Annotated in this window: 16 protein-coding genes; 5 read left to right on the top strand and 11 right to left on the bottom strand. The window is 33.0% G+C overall.

All coding sequences use genetic code 11. The features are described from left to right. Positions 1-45 precede the first annotated feature (45 nt). Positions 46-1,194, top strand: coding sequence for an aldo/keto reductase (locus tag Q0P94_RS05985; protein ID WP_295114737.1), 1,149 nt, complete (start codon positions 46-48; stop codon positions 1,192-1,194). On the opposite strand, the gene Q0P94_RS05990 is transcribed toward Q0P94_RS05985, so the two are convergent. After that, on the bottom strand, positions 1,191-4,079 hold the full coding sequence (locus Q0P94_RS05990) for a DEAD/DEAH box helicase (RefSeq protein WP_295114739.1): 2,889 nt from the start codon (positions 4,077-4,079) through the stop codon (positions 1,191-1,193). The genes Q0P94_RS05985 and Q0P94_RS05990 overlap by 4 nt on opposite strands. A gap of 396 nt (positions 4,080-4,475) precedes the next feature. Between Q0P94_RS05990 and Q0P94_RS05995 the strand changes: the two genes are divergently transcribed. The 3 genes from Q0P94_RS05995 to Q0P94_RS06005 are packed head-to-tail and all read left to right on the top strand — an operon-like array spanning position 4,476 to position 8,886. Next, a complete protein-coding gene (locus Q0P94_RS05995) occupies positions 4,476-6,947 on the top strand; it encodes a DEAD/DEAH box helicase (RefSeq protein ID WP_295114741.1) in 2,472 nt (823 codons plus the stop codon). A gap of 10 nt (positions 6,948-6,957) precedes the next feature. Next, a complete protein-coding gene (locus Q0P94_RS06000) occupies positions 6,958-8,184 on the top strand; it encodes a PD-(D/E)XK nuclease family protein (RefSeq protein ID WP_295114743.1) in 1,227 nt (408 codons plus the stop codon). Between the two features lie 27 nt (positions 8,185-8,211). Further along, complete coding sequence (locus Q0P94_RS06005) at positions 8,212-8,886, top strand: DUF169 domain-containing protein (RefSeq protein WP_295114745.1); 675 nt, start codon at positions 8,212-8,214, stop codon at positions 8,884-8,886. Here Q0P94_RS06005 and Q0P94_RS06010 read toward each other — a convergent pair. From Q0P94_RS06010 to Q0P94_RS06020, 3 genes are read right to left on the bottom strand one after another with little or no spacing between them, the layout of a single operon-like run. Beyond that, a complete protein-coding gene (locus tag Q0P94_RS06010; RefSeq protein WP_295114747.1) occupies positions 8,878-9,531 on the bottom strand; it encodes an NTP transferase domain-containing protein in 654 nt (217 codons plus the stop codon). The two genes, Q0P94_RS06005 and Q0P94_RS06010, sit on opposite strands and share 9 nt — an antisense overlap. 28 nt (positions 9,532-9,559) lie before the next feature. Then, a complete protein-coding gene (locus Q0P94_RS06015; RefSeq protein WP_295114749.1) occupies positions 9,560-10,750 on the bottom strand; it encodes a hypothetical protein in 1,191 nt (396 codons plus the stop codon). A gap of 57 nt (positions 10,751-10,807) precedes the next feature. Further along, positions 10,808-12,091, bottom strand: a complete 1,284-nt coding sequence (locus Q0P94_RS06020; protein ID WP_295114751.1) for a Mur ligase family protein — start codon at positions 12,089-12,091, stop codon at positions 10,808-10,810. Positions 12,092-12,205: 114 nt separating this feature from the next. On the opposite strand from Q0P94_RS06020, the gene Q0P94_RS06025 reads away from it, so the two are divergent. Then, positions 12,206-12,601: a nuclease gene (locus Q0P94_RS06025; RefSeq protein ID WP_295114753.1), complete on the top strand. Its 396-nt coding sequence runs from the start codon at positions 12,206-12,208 to the stop codon at positions 12,599-12,601. Positions 12,602-12,626: 25 nt separating this feature from the next. Here Q0P94_RS06025 and Q0P94_RS06030 read toward each other — a convergent pair whose 3' ends face one another. The 7 genes from Q0P94_RS06030 to Q0P94_RS06060 form a co-directional block, all read right to left on the bottom strand. After that, entirely contained in the window at positions 12,627-15,374 is a 2,748-nt protein-coding gene (locus Q0P94_RS06030; RefSeq protein ID WP_295114755.1) for an AAA family ATPase, read from the bottom strand. Further along, the gene (locus tag Q0P94_RS06035) at positions 15,371-16,609 is read right to left on the bottom strand and encodes a metallophosphoesterase (RefSeq protein WP_295114757.1); all 1,239 of its coding nucleotides are present in this window, start codon (positions 16,607-16,609) and stop codon (positions 15,371-15,373) included. Before Q0P94_RS06035 ends, Q0P94_RS06030 begins: the two co-directional genes overlap by 4 nt. A 194-nt stretch (positions 16,610-16,803) precedes the next feature. Beyond that, a complete protein-coding gene (locus tag Q0P94_RS06040) occupies positions 16,804-17,199 on the bottom strand; it encodes a hypothetical protein (protein ID WP_295114759.1) in 396 nt (131 codons plus the stop codon). Positions 17,200-17,500: 301 nt separating this feature from the next. Then, entirely contained in the window at positions 17,501-19,000 is a 1,500-nt protein-coding gene (locus tag Q0P94_RS06045; protein WP_295114761.1) for an ATP-binding protein, read from the bottom strand. A 9-nt stretch (positions 19,001-19,009) separates the two neighbouring features. Next, complete coding sequence (locus Q0P94_RS06050) at positions 19,010-20,077, bottom strand: DNA double-strand break repair nuclease NurA (RefSeq protein WP_295114762.1); 1,068 nt, start codon at positions 20,075-20,077, stop codon at positions 19,010-19,012. 54 nt (positions 20,078-20,131) lie between these two features. Further along, on the bottom strand, positions 20,132-20,884 hold the full coding sequence (locus Q0P94_RS06055; protein WP_295114764.1) for a geranylgeranylglyceryl/heptaprenylglyceryl phosphate synthase: 753 nt from the start codon (positions 20,882-20,884) through the stop codon (positions 20,132-20,134). Positions 20,885-20,970: 86 nt separating this feature from the next. After that, a complete protein-coding gene (locus Q0P94_RS06060) occupies positions 20,971-21,117 on the bottom strand; it encodes a 50S ribosomal protein L40e (protein ID WP_292608188.1) in 147 nt (48 codons plus the stop codon). Positions 21,118-21,131 lie beyond the last annotated feature (14 nt).

The raw sequence follows: 21,131 nt of genomic DNA on the forward strand, positions 1-21,131 counted from the left end.
AATGTTTTTTAAAAATAATATAAACTATAATTTGGAGATAACAATATGAATTACAAATCAAAATTTGGTTTTGGATGCATGAGACTGCCTCAAACAGATGAAAAAGACCCGACAAAAATCAATCAGGAACTGTTTAATGAAATGGTTGATGTTTATATGGAAAAGGGATTTAACTACTTCGATACATCCTATGCATATCACAACGGATTCAGTGAAGTTGCTATAAGAAAAGCTATAGTAGAGCGTTACCCTCGCGAGTCCTACAAAATTTGTGATAAGATGCCTACCTGGGCACTGACATCACCCTCAGACAATGACAAGTATGTTAATGAAATGCTTGAAAGACTTGGAATAGACTATTTTGATGTATTTTTTATCCACAACATCAATTCCCCATGGTTAAAGCTGGCTGAAGAAAACAACACATTTGAATACATTAAAAAAATGAAAGAAAATGGAATAACTAAAAAAATAGGATTCAGTTTCCATGAAAAAGCAGATTTGCTCAGAGAAGTCCTTGATAAATATGGAGACTTCATGGATATTGTGCAATTGGAGCTAAACTATCTGGACTGGGAAGACTCATCCATACAATCACATGAATGTTATGACATATGTGTGGAACACGGGCTTGATGTTTACGTAATGGAACCTTTAAAAGGCGGAGTAATCGTAAATCCCTCTGAAGAAATTAAAAATGATTTCAAAAGATTCAATCCCAATAAATCAATTGCAAGTATGGCAATCAGATTCTGTGCATCACTCGAACATGTTAAAATGGTCTTATGCGGTATGAGTAAAATGAGCGATATGGAAGACAATTGCGATACTTTTGAAAACTTTGAACCAATCCATTATGAAGAAAAAGAATTTTTATCAAAGATGGCTGAAAAGCTTTATTCCTCACTTGCAGTTCCATGCAGCGAATGTGAATACTGTCTTGATGCATGCACATCTGAAATTCCGATCCCAAATTACTTCCACATATACAATGCAAGTAAAAACCAGCCGGAATCAAATATCTACAGATTATATTACGATAAGTTATGTGACGAAGAGGTTTCAGCAGACGAATGTACATACTGCGGAGACTGCATTGATTACTGCACACAAAAAATAAACATTCCAGAAGAACTTGAAAAGGTTCGAGAACATTTCGAAGAAGGTTTCAGCCCATATGCTGGAAACCCTTAAGAAACCCTCATTTTTAACTCTTTAACCATTTCACCATTTTTATTTATTTTATAAGCTTTTTTAAAGTACTCAACAGCTTTTGGAAAAATTCCCGAATGATAATATATTAATCCCATTAAAGCTAGCGCCTCTGAATTTTTGCAATCAAATTCTATCAGTTTTTCTAAAATTTCAGATGCAGTATCCAAATCATCCTGCATGTACAGGTCATATGCTTCCTCATACAGTACTTCCTCATCATCCAGAGTATTTATTTCAACATTAAAATTGGAGTGGGAAGTAGGTTGCTTATTATTCAATAAAACATCAAGTTCATTGGCCCTTTCATTTGCCTTATCAATTGTTAAAGCCCTTTTTACAAACATTTTTGATATATCCCTCTGGTCCTGCTCATATAATATCTGCGCCATTAATGAAAGTGAATCTACATGATTTTTATTAGAAGTCAGAATATTGTTCAGGATGTCCTTTGCTTGAGAAAAGTCCTGATTATCATATAATTCCAATGCATCATTAAATTGAATATCATCTTCATTTACTTCTTTTTTAGAGATGATTTCTTCGTTTACTTCCTCTTTTACGACTGAAGTATCATCAGCAATCAGGTGACACATATATTCCAGAATATATTTGGTGGCATTCTTATGAAGAGGCTTATTATCATTGCCGCATTTCGGAGAGTATATGCAAGCCGGACATCCGCTTTGGCAATTACAATTATTCAACAAATCCAAAGTAGATTTAAGCAAATCAACAAATACGTCAACTGCCTTTTCACAGATACCAATTCCACCCTCATATCCATCATAAATAAAAATGGTAGCTTCCTGCGTATCCTCATGGTAATTTGTAGATAAACCTCCAATATCAAATCTGTCACACATTGTATGAAGCGGAAATAAACCTATTAAAGCATGTTCAGCACCGTGAAGTCCACCTGCAAAAACTTCCTCTTCATTTGGAAACATGTCTTCCAAGGTATCTTTTACTGATTTTGGAATTGTAAACCACAATCCTTTAGTATTGAACTTTAACGGAGGTAAATCTAAAGGATAAGTTCCAATTGATTTGGAAAATTGCATTTTTTTGTATTTGAAGTAGTCTTCACTAACTGTCAATTCACCAAAATGAATTGTCAGGTTTCCGTATTTTGTTTTAGACAGTTTCTTTTTAATATTGATATCAGTCTGGTTCAGCACCATCGTATGATAATCGACAGTCTTTTTTGTTACATTTACAAAACCCCTTGAAAGACTCACACTGTCAACAACATAAGTATCCCCCTTGTTGATTAAAATTGCGCCGTCATGAGCTTCCCTATAAACCTGTGAGCGCTCCATTGTTTCAAGTAACTTGCCGTTATTCATTATCTTGAATTCCTGACCTGAAATTTGATCAAGGGAATGGTCAAGTGCAGGGTTATCATCATAAGGATACATATAATCTCCTCTAGCATTTATATGCAAATCCTTATTGGAGACCAATTCTTCAAGGATATCATCATCAATACCGAAATATTTTTCCACCTCCCCATATTTCAAAGGTAATTCCTTGGCAGCGCACAATAAATGAGCTTCCTGCAGAATTGGATTAGATAAATCAATAATTGCATTTTCATGTGGCTTATCAAAGAAAAATTTAGGATTATTCATAAAATACTGATCAAGCTGATTTTCAAAAGCTATCAAAACAGCCAAAGATTTTTGAGAACTTCTTCCAGCCCTACCTGCCTGTTGCCATGTTGAAATCATTGTTCCGGGATAACCTGAAATAATGACTGCATCAAGAGACCCTATATCTATACCCAACTCCAGCGCATTGGTACATGTAACTCCAAGATATTTTCCGCTTTTCAATCCGTCCTCTATTTCACGCCTCTCTTCTGGCCTGTAACCTGCACGATAAGCAGCAATACGATGTGCCAATTTTCCTTTAATTTGAGTCATATCGTTTTTTGCCCACATTGCAATTAATTCAGTGGTTTTTCTTGAAACTGTGAAACATAATGTTTGAATTCCCTTCAACATCAAATAAATAAAAATATTTTCCGTTTCCATGTGCACTGAAGGGGCATTTTGCATATTAACCTTGTTACGGCGATAATTTTTAAATGGATTGTATAAAATGAAATCTTTTTCTCCACTAGGAGATGTATCGCAATCAACCAATTTAAACTCCTCACCGGTCAGTCTGTTAGCAAGCTCCAATGGATTAGCAAGAGTTGCGGAAGACAGAATGAATTGAGGATATGAACCATAAAAGTTAGCTATTCTCTTTAACCTTTTGATTAAAAAAGCAACATTGGAACCGAAAACACCCTTATAATAATGTGACTCATCAATAACAATATACCTTAAATTGCGGTAGAATCTTGACCATTGATGATGCCATGACAAAATAAGATGAAGTTGATAAGGATTAGTCAATACAATACGTGATTTTTCACGAATCCACTTCTTATCCTCTCTTGGAGTATCACCATCATATGTTCGGGGATTAATTCGGATATCCAATTCCTCTTCAAGATTTTCCAGAACATGAAGCTGGTCATTGGAGAGAGCCTTGGCAGGATAAATATATAATGCTGTTGCATCCCTATCTTCAATCATAGTCTCCATAATAGGTAAATTAAAAGCCAATGTTTTTCCAGAAGCCGTAGGAGTTGTAATAATTACATGTTCCCCTTCCTGAATAGATTCATATGTTTCAGCCTGATGTACATATAATCTCATGTCATTTGATTTCAGATACTCAATAATTTTTTCATTTAAATTATCCACTTTTTTAAAACTGGGCTTTTTAGCAGGAATAGTCTCTACATGGGCTATATTCTCCCTATATCTCACATCATTTTTAAACATATCAATATTGCTAGAATCAGACATAATTTCCACTAAGATAATTTAATATAATTATATAATTTGAAATAATATTTAAAGTATTTCCTGATTTTAAAATTCTTCAACAACAAAACAGTTATTTTGAATATAAATACCAAAATCCTCTTAAATTAGTATATATTAATTTATATATAAAAAAAGACTCCAAGAGCATATGAAAAGTAATATACAAAGAATAAAGTTAGGAAAAATTATCCCAACTTTATATGCATATTATGGAAGAAACTCTCCCATATTTAATAATAGAATATTATAACATAAAAAGATATTCATTTTTTACATAAATAAATTATCATACATGAATACTTTTCAAATGGACTCTGACTTACTATATTATTAAATAAGTATATAAATTAATAATTATATATTAAGAGGGAAAAAATGATTTCATATAACGAATTTGAAGACATAATAGTAAATATACTCAAAAGAGATATCTCTTCAAATATAGAGCAAAAGAAAGCTATCCTATCTGAACCCGACAAATCCCTTTTTATAGTTGCAGGACCAGGATCTGGAAAAACAACAGTGATGGTATTGAAAATTTTAAAATACATCTTTGTTGATGATGTTGACCCATCTGAAATTCTAGCCACAACATTTACAAAAAAAGCGGCTGACGAGTTGTATTCAAGAATTTTGGGATGGGGAGATAAAATAAAAAACTACCTTGAAGACATATACTGTGATGATAGTTTTGAATCTAGCATGAAAATTGCTAAAATAGAAAGAATTGATTTCAACCAAATATTAATTGGAACAACAGACAGCATAGCTGAAGAATTGCTTAGGGAAAATAAAAAACCCGGAGAAAACCAGTCAACCATTATTGAAGAGTTTGTTGCAAACTCCGCAATGATTAAAATTCTCATCAAGGATGAAAGATACCTCAATAAAAATCTTGTAGAATACCTAAAAGAACTAAGCGGCAAATCAAAACTTGAAGAACCATCAAAAATGAGTAAAATTTTAATGGAAATAAAAAATAGAATTTTTTATGACAAAATTGACTTTGAAGAGTTCTACGAAAAAACACAAGAAAACAGCGGACTAAGATTGGCGCTTGACTGCATTAAAGAATATGAGAATACACTTAAAAGCAGGAACACAATTGATTTTGCAATGCTTGAATATACCTTTCTTGAAAAGCTAAAGAACAATGAATTAAACTTATTTTTAGATGAAATCAAAATAGTCTTGATTGATGAATATCAGGACACTAATTTGATTCAGGAAGACATTTACTTCACCATTGCCAAATCAGCACTTGAAAATAATGGAAACATTACTGTAGTAGGCGATGATGACCAATCACTTTACAGATTCAGAGGTGCCACTGTTGATTTATTCACAAACTATGAAAAACGAGTTAAAGACAGATTAGGAATTGATGTAGAGGAAATCAACCTAACAACAAATTACCGATCAACAGAAAATATTATTGAACATTGCAATCACTTTGCGGAACTTGATGACGAATATCAAAAAGCAAGAGTTGAAAACAAGCCAAAAATTATCGCTCCAGACTTTGATAAAGATAAAATGCCCATATTGGGAATGTTTAGAAATAATCCAGAAATGTTGGCAAAGGACCTGTCACGATTAATCGACAAATTAGTCAACAAAGGAGAATGTGAAATAAAAGTTTTACAGATTTTAGATGAAAAGTATTACAGAAAAGTCAACGGTGCAATCAACATTGCAAATCTGCAAAAAATCAAACAGGAATCCATAAAAGCAGGTAAAAAAGAAAAGAAAATAACTCTTAAATTAGATAGTGATTATGGTTCTGCTTCCGATATAGCGATTTTATCATATTCTCCAAAAGAGATTCAATATGGAAACCGTTCATTTCTCCATCACTTAAGAAAAAATCTTAAACGACTTAAAAAACCTATAGAAATGTTCAATCCAAGGGGAATTGATTTACCTGATATAGATGTGGTCGCAATATTCTGCGGTCTGATTCTTGAATGCATTGACCCTGAAGGAAGCATTCAAAATTCCGACAAAACAATTCCAAATCTTGCAAAAAGAAATATGATTAGATGGAGATACAGTGCCAAAGAATATATAAAATTAAATCCTGAACCTCATGAGCCAATTTCACTGAATGATTTTGTAACACGCTGGCAGCTTAGAAGACCCTATCCCGAAGTAATCAACGGCATTGAACAAAAATGGCCTAAAACTGCAAGTTTAATGGAACTTGCATACAAATTGACAACATGGATTGAGGATCTGCAGGACGATGTTGAAGGAATAGTATATCTTGAAGCCATTACAAAATCAATAACCCAAACCGGATTTTTCAATGATTTTCACTCAAACATATCATTCAAAAGCCCATATCAAGAAAGGGAATCCGTACTTGAAGCTATATGGAACATATTCATACCCCTTTCAACCGGAGGTGTCAGCATTGATGAATCACTACTTGAAACATTACCTGACAACAGGATAAACGTTTTATCCATTCATCAATCCAAAGGACTGGAATTCCCACTCGTTATAGTAGATGTTGGCTCCAGATTCAAAACAAATGACATCAGAACCCAACGATTAAGATTTCCAAAATCATTATCCGACAAGAAAACCATTGAAGATACTATAAGACAGTACAGCATACTGGGCGAAAGTGACAGAAGCGAAAAGGACAGGTCATTTGATGATTTGACAAGACTTTACTTCGTGGCATTTTCAAGAGCTGAAAGTGTATTGTTATTGGTAGGTCTTAATTCATCCATTGAAGGATACAACAAGAAAAATGATCACTTTGACATACCTAATGTTGCAGTCGGATGGAGTAGAGACGAGAAGTATGTTGGATTTAAGAAGATTTATCTAATATAGGAGATTAATTATGAAATTACCTTCAAGATCAAAAGCATATATCATTCCGGAATACAGCTTAACCGGAGACCTGTTATCATTTTTAACATGCAATTTGCAGTACAGATATCAAAATAAAGGTACCCTTCCCCCTTCAAAACCTGTACAGCGCTGGTTTGGAGAATTTATTCATGGAGTAATGGAAGAAGCATTTATGCAATGGAAACAGAAGAAAACAGAATTTCCATGGGATTGGCTTGATGATATTAGACCAATAGAGGAACAGATTGATTTAAGATTGCAAGCCCGAGGCCTTTATCCCCATGATGAAGATCTGTTTTTCAGTTCAACAAACCATGATGTTGAAAATCTGAATGAACATGACCATAAAAAGTTAGCAAGTGCAAGGGCTGAAAAGGCAATCAACATTTGGGGAAAGCATCTTTTTCCTTTAATTGATTCATCAGAATTACTTATTAAAGGAATAAGAAATATGCCTAAATACGATTCAAACAGAAGCAGATCAAACTATTACGGTATAAATGGAGTTGTTGATGTTTTAACATCCATGAAAATCAATAAAACAATTGAACAAAGTAATTTAGATAATTATGACAATAAGATTATTCAAATTTTAAAGAAAAATAGTGATTTTCGAAAAAGAATAAATGAATCCGAAGACGAAGAGGATTATGAAATAATTATCGATTACAAGGGAATGAAAAGGCCACCGATAGAAGTTGAAAATCCAAAAGCCGAAAATAAATGGGAAAGCCATGAACAGCAGATATTGACATATTCCTGGCTTAGGTCACAACAGGAAGATTCAAAATCAATTTTTGCAGGAATAATATTCTATTTAAATGAACTTGTTCCCTCAAAAGAAGATTTGGCCTTGATTAAAGAAGAAATGAACAATGGTTTAATCGACGATGAAATACTTGAAAAGTACAAAAATGATTTTGATTTGATTGACAGATGGCAGGAAGATGATAAAGCTCCCGAACTAAGCAATGAATTTAAACTGGAAAGGTCAATTCGAATCATTAACATCAACCCTAAAGAAATTGACAAGTCACTTGAAAAATTTGACAATGTTGTTTATGATATTGAAGAATCCCTAATAAATGAAATGAAAGGAAGTAAAATTCAGGAAGCATGGAAAGCAGAAGCCGATGAAAGAACATGCAGTGCCTGCGATTTCAGAACATTTTGCAAAAATAATAAAAACAAAACAAAAGAATTTAAAATTCCATAAAACAAATATAATGTATAGGTGTTATTTATGACAAATTTAGAGAAAAATCAAAAATACTGTGAGGCAATTGAAAATAAAATTAAATTGGATGCAAAACCTGTTGCAATGAAGTTAATTAAAACTGAAGATGAACTTTTGGAAGGATATGAATTAATAGATGAAAAAATAAGACATTGTGAAATGGTCAGAAAAGCATCATTAGGTAGTAAGTTTTACTCCACTCTTGAAGAACAAATGTGTTTAGGTGGAGCAGGAGCTATTGGACTAAGAGATATGCCTCCAAAATTAGCTAACGGCGAAAAATATTTCTCATTAGGAAGATTTCAAGATTTGGAAACTGCTAAAAAATTAACAAGTCAACTTTCCATAGTTGAAGACAAACATTGGGGAATTATTTATGCTCCCCTTGATGAAGCAGATTTCGAGGCAGATGTTATTCAAATCATCACAGAACCTGTAGGTGGAATGAAACTTGCACAAAGTATTGTCTATAAAACCGGTGAAAAAATTAACCCATCATTTGCAGGCATTCAATCACTATGTGGAGATGCATTTGCAAATCCATACATTACAGATGGAATCAACTTCACATTAGGTTGTGACGGTTCAAGAAAAGCGGCAGACATTAAAGATAATGAGATGACTGTTGGAATCAGTGCAGCCAAAATAGAAGAAGTTATTTCCGGATTAGACTCAATCTAAAAGGTTTAAATAATCTTCATAATGATTTATATTCAATAATTCTTTTTCATTTTTTTCTTTTATTCCATAAAATATATAACCATCGGCAAAAATTTTTCTAAGAATAGGATTTAAGTTGTCATCCTCATTTTCGAGATAACCCATTAAATTTTTTCTATGAGCTACAAAAGGCATGCCTAACCCTTCAGCAGTGTCCAATAATCCTGTTTTCCTTCTTCTTAAAATGGAAATTGTCTTTTCAGGATTTTCAGAATTTTGACTTATATCAATCATCCTATTGAATGTTTCAGAGGATACTGTAGGCTGGTCTCCAGTGATACATAATGCATATTCGCAACTTGAATTTGAAAGACCATTAAAAAGAGAAGTTGACAAACCTACATCAACAGGATTATTTTTAATGAACTTTACAGAGCCTTTATAATTATCGCCAATAGCTTCTTTTATTTCACTAGCATAATGTCCAAGTACAACAATACATTCATCAATATTTGCAGATAATGCATTATCAATTGTTGTCTCCAGAACTGTCTTATTGTTGAAAGGTAAAATAAGTTTATTCTTTAAATCAAGATTTCTAGAAATTTGATCCTTACGCATTCTGGAATTTTTACCAGCTGCTGTAATAATAGTTGAAATTGACATATAAATAAAAAAAAAAAGAAGATATATTTTAGTTATTCGGAATATATCTTACGATTGTACAGTAAATACCCATGCCGACACCTTCGCCTTCGGTCCACATGATAATCTTTACGGGATAATTATGATTATTAGTTACTGTAACTCCGCTTGCTGGGTTGTAACCAAATAATACTGCACTTTCATCAGAAGTTAATCCTACCGGCATTTCAAAACCTTCAGCTAATGCAGCATCTCTTAAAGCTCTCGCAGGAGGACATACACCATGTGCAGCACTTCCGCCTGGTGCAGAAGCATCGTTTGCAGATTCAAAGTATACATAATCTTTACCACTACTTGTGGAATTTGGTGGTATGATTGTACCGTTCCATGCTTCTACAAATTGATGAGCGTTAACTTCCCTGATTGAATCTCCATATTCTGGATGTGAATCAAAAGTGGTTGATCCCTGTCCACCTTGCTGTTCAGTATAATTACCTGAATATAATAAGATTGGTGAACCTGTTGGGTATTCAGCAGCATAATCCACTACATCCTGTCCAAAAATACGAGGTACATCAGAAGCTACAATATCATTTCTTCCATCGGAAAATCCAACCATTCCCTTATCGATAGTGAAATTATCTCCCTCTTGAGCGTCATAATTATACCAACTTACAATGGTATCATTATTAAAGTATTCACTTGAGAAATTCAAATGTTTAATTTCACTTGCAGGAATTGATTTTATTACTTTTCCATTTTCTACAAGGTCTACACCTGAAGAAGTTTTGGTTAAAACCTTGGATGGTGCACTATATCCCCACACATAGTTATCTGGTCCTTTGACAGCCAACTTATCTCCTTCAAATGTTAAATATCCCGGTCCATCTATTCCTTCAGCTCTACCATATGAATCTATTCCCTCACTTGACACAGTTGTAAAATCAAATGGTACCACACCAGTTGAAAGGGACATTAAGATTCCATGAATATCAAATGCCATTAGCTGATGGCCTATGAATCCCACATTAGACAAAAAAGGAAGTTGTATAGTATTATTCTGACCTAAAATAGAATCGCCATCAAATATTGATTGCCCAACAGTTAAATTGTAAGTTTCGGCAATGGACTGACCAGTGTACGGGGTACTATTTACAAATGTGAAAGCAAATAAAAGAACACTAACAGAAAACAATACTAAAATTATTGTGATTGATTTATTTCTCCAACTTTTACTCATTATAATACACCATAAATTAATAACATGAATTTATATATTTAACATTGTATAAATACATTATGATAATTTTTCAGAAATTAATTTAATTCTTTCTTGAATGTTAATAATGACATCTTGACCATTGCCTCCAATGAGTATTGCATCCTCATGAGAATATTCCGCAACAAGTTCAATAATTTCATCAAGAGAATTGACAGTAATTATATTGCCTTCATAACCCAAGGAGTTTAATCGGTAAATGGCAAGATCCAAAGTGTCATCAAGACCAGGAAAGAGTACAATAACTTCAGGATTATATTTGACTGCAACATCCAGAATATCCAGTCTGTGCTCTTCGTTGTGACGTGGAGTGCCTAAAAATATTGCATAAAAATCTTTTTCAGCCAATACCGAAGCTAAAGCGTCTGAATTATCAGTTTTACCAACATAAACAGATGCATCATTTATCCTATAAACATCCAATCTTCCCTGAACAGCTTTAAATTCTGCGAGAGTGGACCTGATAATGTCCTTAGGTATTTTTAACTCTTTTGAAATTGCGGTCGCCAAACCGGCATTGAGCAAATTAAATTTTCCAAAAACATTCAATTCATCCTGATATTCAAAATAAGAAATGTGTTTGCTTGCAGAATCTTTAAAATCACTGTTAAAATCTTGATCGAATGCAGTGAAAATTGTTTTATCCTCAAAAAACCTTACCAATGCATTTTTATAATTGGCAATTGTCTTGTGGACATTCATATGATCATTCCCTATGTTTGTAAGGCCAATCAAGTCAAAGTCAAATGAATATCTGCAGAAGTCCAAAGTCATGTCGCAAACTTCAACTAGCAGTATATCATAATCTCCGTCATTGGCTTCAAGCATCAAATCATAATAACCTGAAAATCCTCCACCGCCATTGCCACCGACCAAAACTTTTTTGCCGGCGCTTTCCAAAATATCTCTCAACATATGGACAGTAGTTGTCTTTCCGTTGGTTCCAGTAATTCCAATTGTAAAGATATCCTTATGTTTTTGGACAACATCGCTTAACAAATCCCCATCTTCAAGCAGCCTTTCTGCAAACGCACCTCCAAACATGCTGGGACTGATTGCTATAGCATCACATTGCTCTATGGCATAAGGATTAGTAAATCCCAAATCAACAGTCAAATTATCTCCAACAATAGAAACGGTCTGTTCACTATCCAACATATTCATAGACAAACGTGGTAAATTCAAACCGGACAAATCAACATTAATATTCAAATCAGTGGCATAAACTTCCCATCCATGATTTAAAAGAGAAGTTACCGCTTTTTTTCCTTCTACACCCAATCCAATAACAGCAGCTTTCATAAAAAATTTCCTTATATAACTAGTTCTATACAATAGTACAACTTTAAAATTAATAAATATTTTGAAAAGAAATTTTTTATATAATGACAAGTATAATAAAAGCAAGGTGGTAAAATGTTCGAAGATGAAAAAGACGATAAAATTTACAATCTCATTATAAGCAACGGTATTGATGAAAACAAAGAATATGGACAATTTACTGAAAAATTATTTTCCAAAGTGGATTTTTTATGGAAAGAATCAATATCCGGCGATTATTCATTGGCGGGAGAGGCATTTTACAAAAATGTGGATGGAATAATATTATTATCGGGATTATACAGTAATAACAAGGAATTATTTGAAACTCTATTGGATGCAGGTGAAAAATATAGTGTCCCAATAATTTTAGTAAGACCAATTGGAGTTGAAGAAGTTCCTGAAATATTGGAAAAAAAAGCTGCAACCATCGTCGGTTGGAATGCAAACTGCATAGTCGATGCAATTAAAAATGCAGAAGAACTAATGTAAAAAAAAAATAAAAAAAGCAATGATATTACATCATAACTTTTGAAATACCATTTTCTTTTTCAACTTTTATTATGTTGTCAGCTGCATTTTCAAGCTGACTTTCATGAGTAACAATAATCATTTGAGGAAGCAAAGACATGTCCTTCAATAGATTAATCAACTCATGCCTTCTGGAACTGTCCAAATGAATTGTTGGTTCATCCAGCATTATTGTATCCAAATCACCTTTGGAAATTGCCTGAGTAATACCAAGTCTCAACGCAAGGGCAATAGCTATCTTTTCACCGCCACTGACCATACTCATTGAAGATTCACCTTCAGGACCATAGACTGTGACATCATACTCATCATCCAAAGTCAAGTCAGAATAGTTGAAGTTGAATTCATTAAAGAATTCCTTAGTGTGCTTTTGGATTAAAGGTCTTGAAATATTTCTTAAATCTTTTTGAACACCATTCTTACTGTATAATTCTCTGATATTCTTTAGCATTTGAATATAATTATCAAGATTATCATATTCCTTTTTAAACTTATCAGCAGTTATGATTTTTTCATTTAACTCCTTGATGTAAGCTATTGATTCACGTGCCCTACCCTTAATTTCAGAAAGCTCTGAATTAAAAGTATTTTTACGTCTTTCATATAACTCTGAGCGATAAATAATCTGTTCATACTTCTCCTCATCATATAAAGATGCTTCAATCTTATTTTGAATTATGTCAATCTGATTTTTGGAAACACCAATGTCTTCCTTGATTGAATCATGCTGGGAAATCAATGATTTTTTGTTTTGAACAAAGCCTTTAAGCTGATTGAATTCCTCGTTCTTTTTTTTCAAATCAACAATACGGTCATGGAGTTCAGATGCACTGATATCTCCACTCAAATGAGGATCCTGATTAATCGCCAATTTAATATTTTTGACATGATTGTCAATTTCATTGTTAACCTGATTTAACTTATATTGAGCCTCAGTTTCACTACCCAAGACATCAAGTGCACCTTTAGCCTGCACATAAGCATCATAGGATTCCTTATAAGATTCTTTAGCTTCCCTTTCACGAGCAATAACAAGGATGAGTTCACCTAACTTATCACTGATGTATTCCTTGGATTCAAGGCTTTCATCAATTTCATTTAGTTTAACAACTTCATTTTGCAAATGAGAGAATTTCTGTTTGTATTCTACAATCTTTTTGGATAAATCCTGAAGTTTGGATTGCTTTTCTTCAAAGCTTTCCTTATTTTTTATTAGCAATTCAACATCCTCTTCAGTTTCCAGAATCAGTTTTTCATTTTCATCAATGGATGCCCTGTAACCTTCAATCAATTCTTTTTTCTGATTGGAACTGATATCTGACTGACAGACAGGACATTTATTGTCCACATCATTAAGTTCATCCAGCGGTTTTTGAGCTGCCTTTATATTTTGCTTGAATTCGACCAGATTTTCCTTTTTGGAAACGATGTCCTCGGACAATTTTTCAATGCTTCCGGCAACTTCATTACTATAATCATTTGTAACTTCTTCAATCTGATTAAAATGATCTACTTCAGCTAAAATATCCTGTGACAAACCATAATCGGATAATTTATCTTTAGACCTTGAGAAAAAGTCTTCAATGTCATTTCTTTCATGTTCAATATTTGACAACAGTTCTTTTTTATCTTTCTCAAGCTTAGCTGCAGTGGCCAATTGCTTTTCGAGATTGATTTTTTGATTGTTCAATTTATTGATTTCCTCATCGGAAGCTAAAAATTTATTGTATTCTTCCTTTTTAGCATTAGTAATTTCCTTTTGAGCATCAATTGAAGCAAGCTTATTTTTGATATCATCTTCATCTTTTTTCAGTCTTTGAATGCTAGTAACGGATTTTTCAAAGTCCAGATATATATCCAATTTTGAAACATACTTTTCAAGTCTTGAAATTTGGTCTTCAGCTTCAGTTATTTTATCCAAATTATCCTGTACAAGATGTTTATCGCTTTCCAGTTTGGATAAAGTCTTTTGCTCATTTTCAAGATTATTTACTTGGGTTTCATAAATCTCCTTTTCCCTTTCCATATTTCTTTTGCTTTCGGAAATGTCTTTTAGGGAAGTTGTAACATCTTCAATCTGTTCTTCAAGTTCATGACCTCTGTCCTTAAGGGATTCCAATTCTGACTTTTTCTTTGCATATTCTTCCTTTAATTCATTAGAATTGTACAATTTACCCTTAAGTTCAGCCAATTGATTTTCATAACCGTTAATGAATGGCAATAAATTTTTCCAAGCCTTTTCCAATGAATCTATTCCAAGTAACTTGGCAATTAATTCTTTTTTCTCAGCAGGAGTCTTATCCACCAATTCAGCAATTTCCCCCTGCCTGATATAAATGGCATTTAGGAACAAATCAGAGTCTATATCTAAAATTTGGCGAATTTCATTTGCCACTTCCTTATCTCCAGTGCATATGTGTACAAATCCTCCATCTTTTGAGGTTTTCTTGTAAATGGATGATTTTAACATTGACTTTTTAGTACGAACAATCTTATATTCCCTGTTGTTAGAACTGAATTCCAACTCAACGGTCATTGATTCTGCATTGTTTCGAACCAAATCATCAATTCTTTTTGCAGTGTGCTGCTTGAATAAAGCAAAGCTAATTCCTTCCAAAATTGTAGATTTTCCAGCACCGTTTTCACCTACAATAACGCTGATTCCCTTTTCAAAATTTATAGTAGTATTTTCATGAGATTTAAAATTAATTAACTTTAACTTTGTGAAAATCATTCTAAAACCTCCCTGAATGTAACTTGAACATCCTTATGGTCCTCGTCTGATGGTTCCGGTTCATCTTCAGTTTTCAGTTCATTTTCCCTAATTTCACTGTGATAGTACTCATCAAAGAACTGATTTAGTATGTCATCGGCTTCATCGATTTTATCTTTTGACAAGTAATTGTATACATCCAATCCTAATCTAGTAACTGAATCATCACCATATCCTTCCAACTGTTCTTTAAGAATTTCTACAGGTCCTAAAGAATCTTTCTGGTTTATGATAACATCAATATCCTCTTCACCAGCCATATTAAATGTCGGTCTGATCATTAAGGATAACTCACCAAGCTCCTCTTTAATTAATTCATAAACCCGGTTGGTATCTGATTCGACATTGTTTATTTTCAAATCTAAAATCGGTTTTTTATCAAACCCGACAATTGTCTCCTTTAAGCCTGCCACACCGCTTTCCAATTTGTTATAATCAAGAGATCTTTCAATGAAAGTACGGGATATGTCAACTTTAACTCTTTTAACAACAGGTTTTGGACCATCGAAATCAACAACAACAAAACCTTTACCATTTTCCTTATAGTCTTTCAATTCATTAGTCTTCCATACTTCACTAGAACCAGGATAAACCAGTTTTCCATTTCCAAAATTATCATTAATGTAATTGTGAATATGTCCCAATGCATAATAATTAAAATTATCCGGCAAGTCTCCAATTTCAAGTTCGAAATTTGGACCGAAGTATTTGTCAATTCCCTGGTGCAATACCAGAATTGACTTTTCATGTTTAGCGGCCTTTTTTGACAAATCAGCCAATTTTGATTTCAGATTTTTAACCTGAGATGATGGATAAAATGGCAAACCTGCAATAAAAATATCACCATGCATATATGTGGTATTTATCGGACTAATGACCTTCAAACCTAATTTTTTAAAGATTACTTGAGGAGGGATTGAATCGTTACGCATTACAATATCATGATTTCCTGCTATTGCATACATAGGAATTCCAGCACCTTTCAACTTAAGCAATCCTTTTTGAAATGTTAAAAGCGCCATTGGAGATGGTCTTGCGGTTTCAAATAAGTCTCCACTATGAATCACAAAGTCTACTTTTTCTTCAATTATCTTATCTATAACCTTTTCAAACACTTCATAAAAGTCTTTTTCACGTTCAATTAAACCGAACTGACGATAACCTAAATGAGTGTCTGCTAAATGTGCAAATTTCATTATATTACCTTTTTTTGTCAATTGTATATAACCAATTTAAACACTTAATCAAAGTATTTAAGTGAATAATATTATATCCCACTGAATATTTAATTGTTTGTAAACAGAGCATTTGAAAAGTAAAAAATAGTTTATTCAGTGAATTTAAAATTGATTTGAAAATAAAAAAGTAAATAAAAATAAATTGATGTAAATTAATCACCAATCATATAATGCAGCCATATTGCTAAATCGGGCAATACATTTAACTTTCGCCTAAGAGGGATGAAATCAAATGATAATTTTTTAATATCCTCCATAACACCATTATCAAATGTATAATCATCTACTTTAACATATAAAACAACAAATGACCAATCAGGATATTCAAAGTCGGTGTTAAGAATCAAATCAAATTTTCCAGTTGGAAATGTTTCAGATAATCTAGATTTAAGTTCATTTAACAACACAATTAGTCCTTTATGCTCTTTTATATAACCATGAACTTTATCATAATGGCGCAAATTATAGAAATCTCCTAGTTTATCATATTCCATATCAAATAATTCATCATCATTTTCTAAGTTTTTAACAAAATCTAATACCTCCACCAATAACACCTCACAAATTATAAGGAGGATTATTCCTCAAAACATTTAAAGATTTAAAAGCATTATTATTTGTTTGAATGACTTATAAAATCCTTCCACTGAAACATATTAATTACTCCTATAAAATTGATTTCATTTTAAAAAATTGTAATAACCACATTAAATTGATTTAAAATGGATTACATTTCACAATATTTAATTTCAAGTAATAATATGATGAATTGAATATAAAAAAGTTTCTAAATATCCCTATACAATATTTTAAGGTAAAAACAATATTAAAAATAAAAAAAATAATGGATTAATAATTATAACCCATTTCCATGCTTAATTTCTCTTGGTCATCAATTTCTTCCTGCTCTTTTTTCTTAATATCAGCAAAATAAGAAACAATGTCCAGGTCATCTCCATGAATACGACCTTCAAACTGATCTATTTTGACTAAAGTAGGCACCCTACTCATCAAACCCAATACAATAGCTTCACCAACATTCAAAGAAGGAAGCTGATTAATTAAATCTTGTGACAAGCTTTCACTTGCTGATTGAACATGCCTTTGGTCTTCAGGTTCAACAAGTCTCAATATGATCATATTATTCATCTGAGACAAAGCATCATGGTCGACAGTTTTTGGAGATTGGCTTACCAGACATAAACCTAAACCGAATTTACGACCTTCCCTTGCAACCCTCTGAATCCATCGTTTGGAATCAGAATCACGTTTATTTGGAGCCAATATATGAGCTTCTTCCAATACAAAAAATACTGGAAAATCCAAAGTATTGGTATTTTTTCCATGAACCGCATTTTTTCTTCTTTGCAGGGCATTTCTCATGATATGGCTTACAAGCACATTGGCAATTGATTCATCAGACTGACTTAAATCCAACACATTAGCATGACCTATTTTAATGCTGGTTAAAATATTTCCAATATTATTATCAAAAATATTGGAGTATTTATCCATTGAATCATCAATCTTATTCATCACATCAACAATCTGTTTATCTGACCCTTCTACTTGAGAATCCGCATCCAAAATATCATAAATAATTTGTAGGAAGTTATTGGTATGTGCTGTTCCATTACCAACCATTTCCTTAGCTTCCTTAAAAGCTCTTCTGAAATGCCTTTCTTGAATATAACCATTACTTGGAATATTCACCAACTTTTTTATTTCATGAAAAGACATATAGACAGGATTGATTTTAGGTCTGATTACATTCACATCACCGTTGGGAAATTCAGCACCCACATACTCACCATGCATATCAAATACAAAAACAGGGACGTCATATCCCAACATTTGATCTATCAAAACGGAAACAGTATTTGATTTACCTGCTCCAGTCATTGCTAAAATAGCAAGATGTCTTGATAAAATAGGATTTGCTTCGACATTCACATCCACATCACTTTGATTTACTAGACAACCTAATTTAATAGGATTTTTGACCTGAAAAATTTCCTTCAGAGTATCCTTATCCGCAAGTCTGATTTCAGTTCCAGGAAGCACAGGAGTTCTTGGCAATTTCAAATTGTCATTGACATCCCCCAAAATTTTAACTTTTCCTCTGATATAGTTATCGTCAACTCCAATTCTTGAAATCTTTTGGATAGCTTTAAAATCATTAATGTCAACATTTAGCGCATCATTTCCCCTAATTAAATTTTCAATCATCCCCAAAACTTTTTTACCGTCATATTCTATGGTTACATATTCTCCCACTTTTGGCATTTTATCTGAAATAAAAGTAACTTCCGAAAGTGATGTTTCACCGACACAAATTCCAACTACCATTTAAACCACCTATAACATTTCCCTGTTTGTTGTTTCATAAATCTTTGCAATCTTCAACAATTCTTTAATATTTCTATCCGTAATAACAACATCATTATGAGCCTTACTAAGAAGATACGGATATCCCTGGACAGACAATACATTAATTTTCTCTATAATGTCAATCACTTCACTTATTGAAGCCTTGTAAGGAACTTCCACTTTCAAAACATTCTTGTTATCCTGCAATCTGACATAAAATACAGTAAATTTCAATTGTTTGAAAAAGTCATTGAAATACTGGAAAGGAGCATTTTTAAAAACTCTCCTATATTCAATCTTTGACAATCCCTGCTTTTTATCTGTAAGATTGTCAAGAATTGAAATGTCCGGAATATTCCAGTTGAACAAATCATTGTCTGAAGAGGTTTTGGATATGGAAATAATCTTCTTTTTGTTTTCCAAAAGTTCTTTCAGAAGTACAATCTTTTCAATTGATGATAAATGAAGGTCAAAATCCTCTTTTTGCTCATAATTTTCATTTACACTTACATCAGCTAGCACCCTTTCCTTGATTTGTGGAAAAACAAATCCATATGGAGTTACTTCAAGCCGTCTCTTGAATTCATTCAGGAGTGCATCATCGAGATTGTCTCTGATTTTTGAAGGCAGTTCAGCACCTCGCGGATATGCGTTTTCCAAATCTCCTAAAATGGAACCGTCAAACATATAATAATCCACATCATACTCGTTGAGGGCTCTAAGTGCACATTTAAGCTCCAGTATTGACATGTAGTTACCTAAAAGTTCATCCAAAAAAGAGATATGATTAATCTCTAGAATGTCTGCATCATCGATTTTCTTTATTTCGCCATCGTAGATTATTGATTCGGCCCCCACAGCACAGAAGTTGCTTTTAAGAAATTTCTTTTTGTTGAAGCTTCCATCTCCTGCTGCAATAGAAAACTCATCAGAACTTTCCCCAAATTCTCTTGAAAACCAGTTTGCTTCCAGTTGAGAGTCCAGATTATTATCTGATTCAATATCGTGTATGAATCCTCTTTTAGCGATGGCCTTTTCATATAGTGAATTTAACATAATAATTCCTATGTTAATAATATAATAAAAAAGTGTGGTAAGAGCAGTTGAAAACTACTCCATGGAAGCCTTTTTAATGGCTCCAGTCAATTCTTGAATTTTAGCTTGAACATCATCGGCATCTTCTACAACAGTACCTGTTACAATAATGTCCCCACCAGCTTTTGCTGCTGTGTAAGCCGCTTTAGCATCACGAATTCCACCACCGACAACTACAATCATATTGTCAGTAGCTTTTTTGGTGTATGCAATCATTTCCGGAGGAATTGGTTCTGATGCTCCTGAACCTGCTTCAATATAGAAAAATTTCATTCCGAACATTTCTGCAGACATTGCATAAACAGCAGGTATTTTAGGTTTGTTTCTTGGCACCAACTTTGCATCTCCAACCCATCCGACGGTTCCGCCAGGTTCTGCAACCATATATGCCATTGATAATATTTCCATTCCTGATGCCTTTACTGCAGGTGCTGCCAATGCCTGAGCACCGTTAATCCAATACGGATTAGTGGAGTTGACATAACTCATATAAAATATTGCATCTGCGTATCGGCTTACACTGCTAGTATTTCCCGGAAAAATAATAATCGGAACAGCGATGTTTTCAGACAATATCCTGCAGGTATTGTTAACATCATCTCCATTGACTGTAGATCCACCTATCATAATTCCATCAGTACCACCTTCGATTGCTGCTGTAGCTATATCAAGAGCTTCTTCAGGTGTCTGTTCATCAGGATCAATTAAAGTGAAATGTATTTTCCTTGTTTTTAATATATCTCTAATGTAATTTTCAACGTCTTTCATAAGAATACCTAAAATAAGTTTTATTAAAAATAATATATTAAATTAATTGTTTAAAAAAATAATAAAAAAAGTAAAAGAGAATAAGTCTATCCTCTTGGTTCTTTAGCTTTGAATCTTAAACCTTTGTAACCACATTTTCTGCAAGTAGTTGCAGCAGCAGGGTTACGAGCATTACATTTTAAGCAGATTTTTACATTGAACATTCTGTTTTCTGCTTCTTCAAATCTTGCCATTAATAACTCCTCCT

The sequence above is a fragment of the uncultured Methanobrevibacter sp. genome, from assembly GCF_946184425.1.
In the GTDB taxonomy this organism is placed as follows: Archaea; Methanobacteriota; Methanobacteria; order Methanobacteriales; family Methanobacteriaceae; genus Methanocatella.

Coding starts and splice junctions, on each gene's coding strand:
- Q0P94_RS05985 (WP_295114737.1), top strand. CDS start 46: ATGAATTACAAATCAAAATTTGGTTTTGGATGCATGAGACTGCCTCAA.
- Q0P94_RS05990 (WP_295114739.1), bottom strand. CDS start 4,079: ATGTCTGATTCTAGCAATATTGATATGTTTAAAAATGATGTGAGATAT.
- Q0P94_RS05995 (WP_295114741.1), top strand. CDS start 4,476: ATGATTTCATATAACGAATTTGAAGACATAATAGTAAATATACTCAAA.
- Q0P94_RS06000 (WP_295114743.1), top strand. CDS start 6,958: ATGAAATTACCTTCAAGATCAAAAGCATATATCATTCCGGAATACAGC.
- Q0P94_RS06005 (WP_295114745.1), top strand. CDS start 8,212: ATGACAAATTTAGAGAAAAATCAAAAATACTGTGAGGCAATTGAAAAT.
- Q0P94_RS06010 (WP_295114747.1), bottom strand. CDS start 9,531: ATGTCAATTTCAACTATTATTACAGCAGCTGGTAAAAATTCCAGAATG.
- Q0P94_RS06015 (WP_295114749.1), bottom strand. CDS start 10,750: ATGAGTAAAAGTTGGAGAAATAAATCAATCACAATAATTTTAGTATTG.
- Q0P94_RS06020 (WP_295114751.1), bottom strand. CDS start 12,091: ATGAAAGCTGCTGTTATTGGATTGGGTGTAGAAGGAAAAAAAGCGGTA.
- Q0P94_RS06025 (WP_295114753.1), top strand. CDS start 12,206: ATGTTCGAAGATGAAAAAGACGATAAAATTTACAATCTCATTATAAGC.
- Q0P94_RS06030 (WP_295114755.1), bottom strand. CDS start 15,374: ATGATTTTCACAAAGTTAAAGTTAATTAATTTTAAATCTCATGAAAAT.
- Q0P94_RS06035 (WP_295114757.1), bottom strand. CDS start 16,609: ATGAAATTTGCACATTTAGCAGACACTCATTTAGGTTATCGTCAGTTC.
- Q0P94_RS06045 (WP_295114761.1), bottom strand. CDS start 19,000: ATGGTAGTTGGAATTTGTGTCGGTGAAACATCACTTTCGGAAGTTACT.
- Q0P94_RS06050 (WP_295114762.1), bottom strand. CDS start 20,077: ATGTTAAATTCACTATATGAAAAGGCCATCGCTAAAAGAGGATTCATA.
- Q0P94_RS06055 (WP_295114764.1), bottom strand. CDS start 20,884: ATGAAAGACGTTGAAAATTACATTAGAGATATATTAAAAACAAGGAAA.
- Q0P94_RS06060 (WP_292608188.1), bottom strand. CDS start 21,117: ATGGCAAGATTTGAAGAAGCAGAAAACAGAATGTTCAATGTAAAAATC.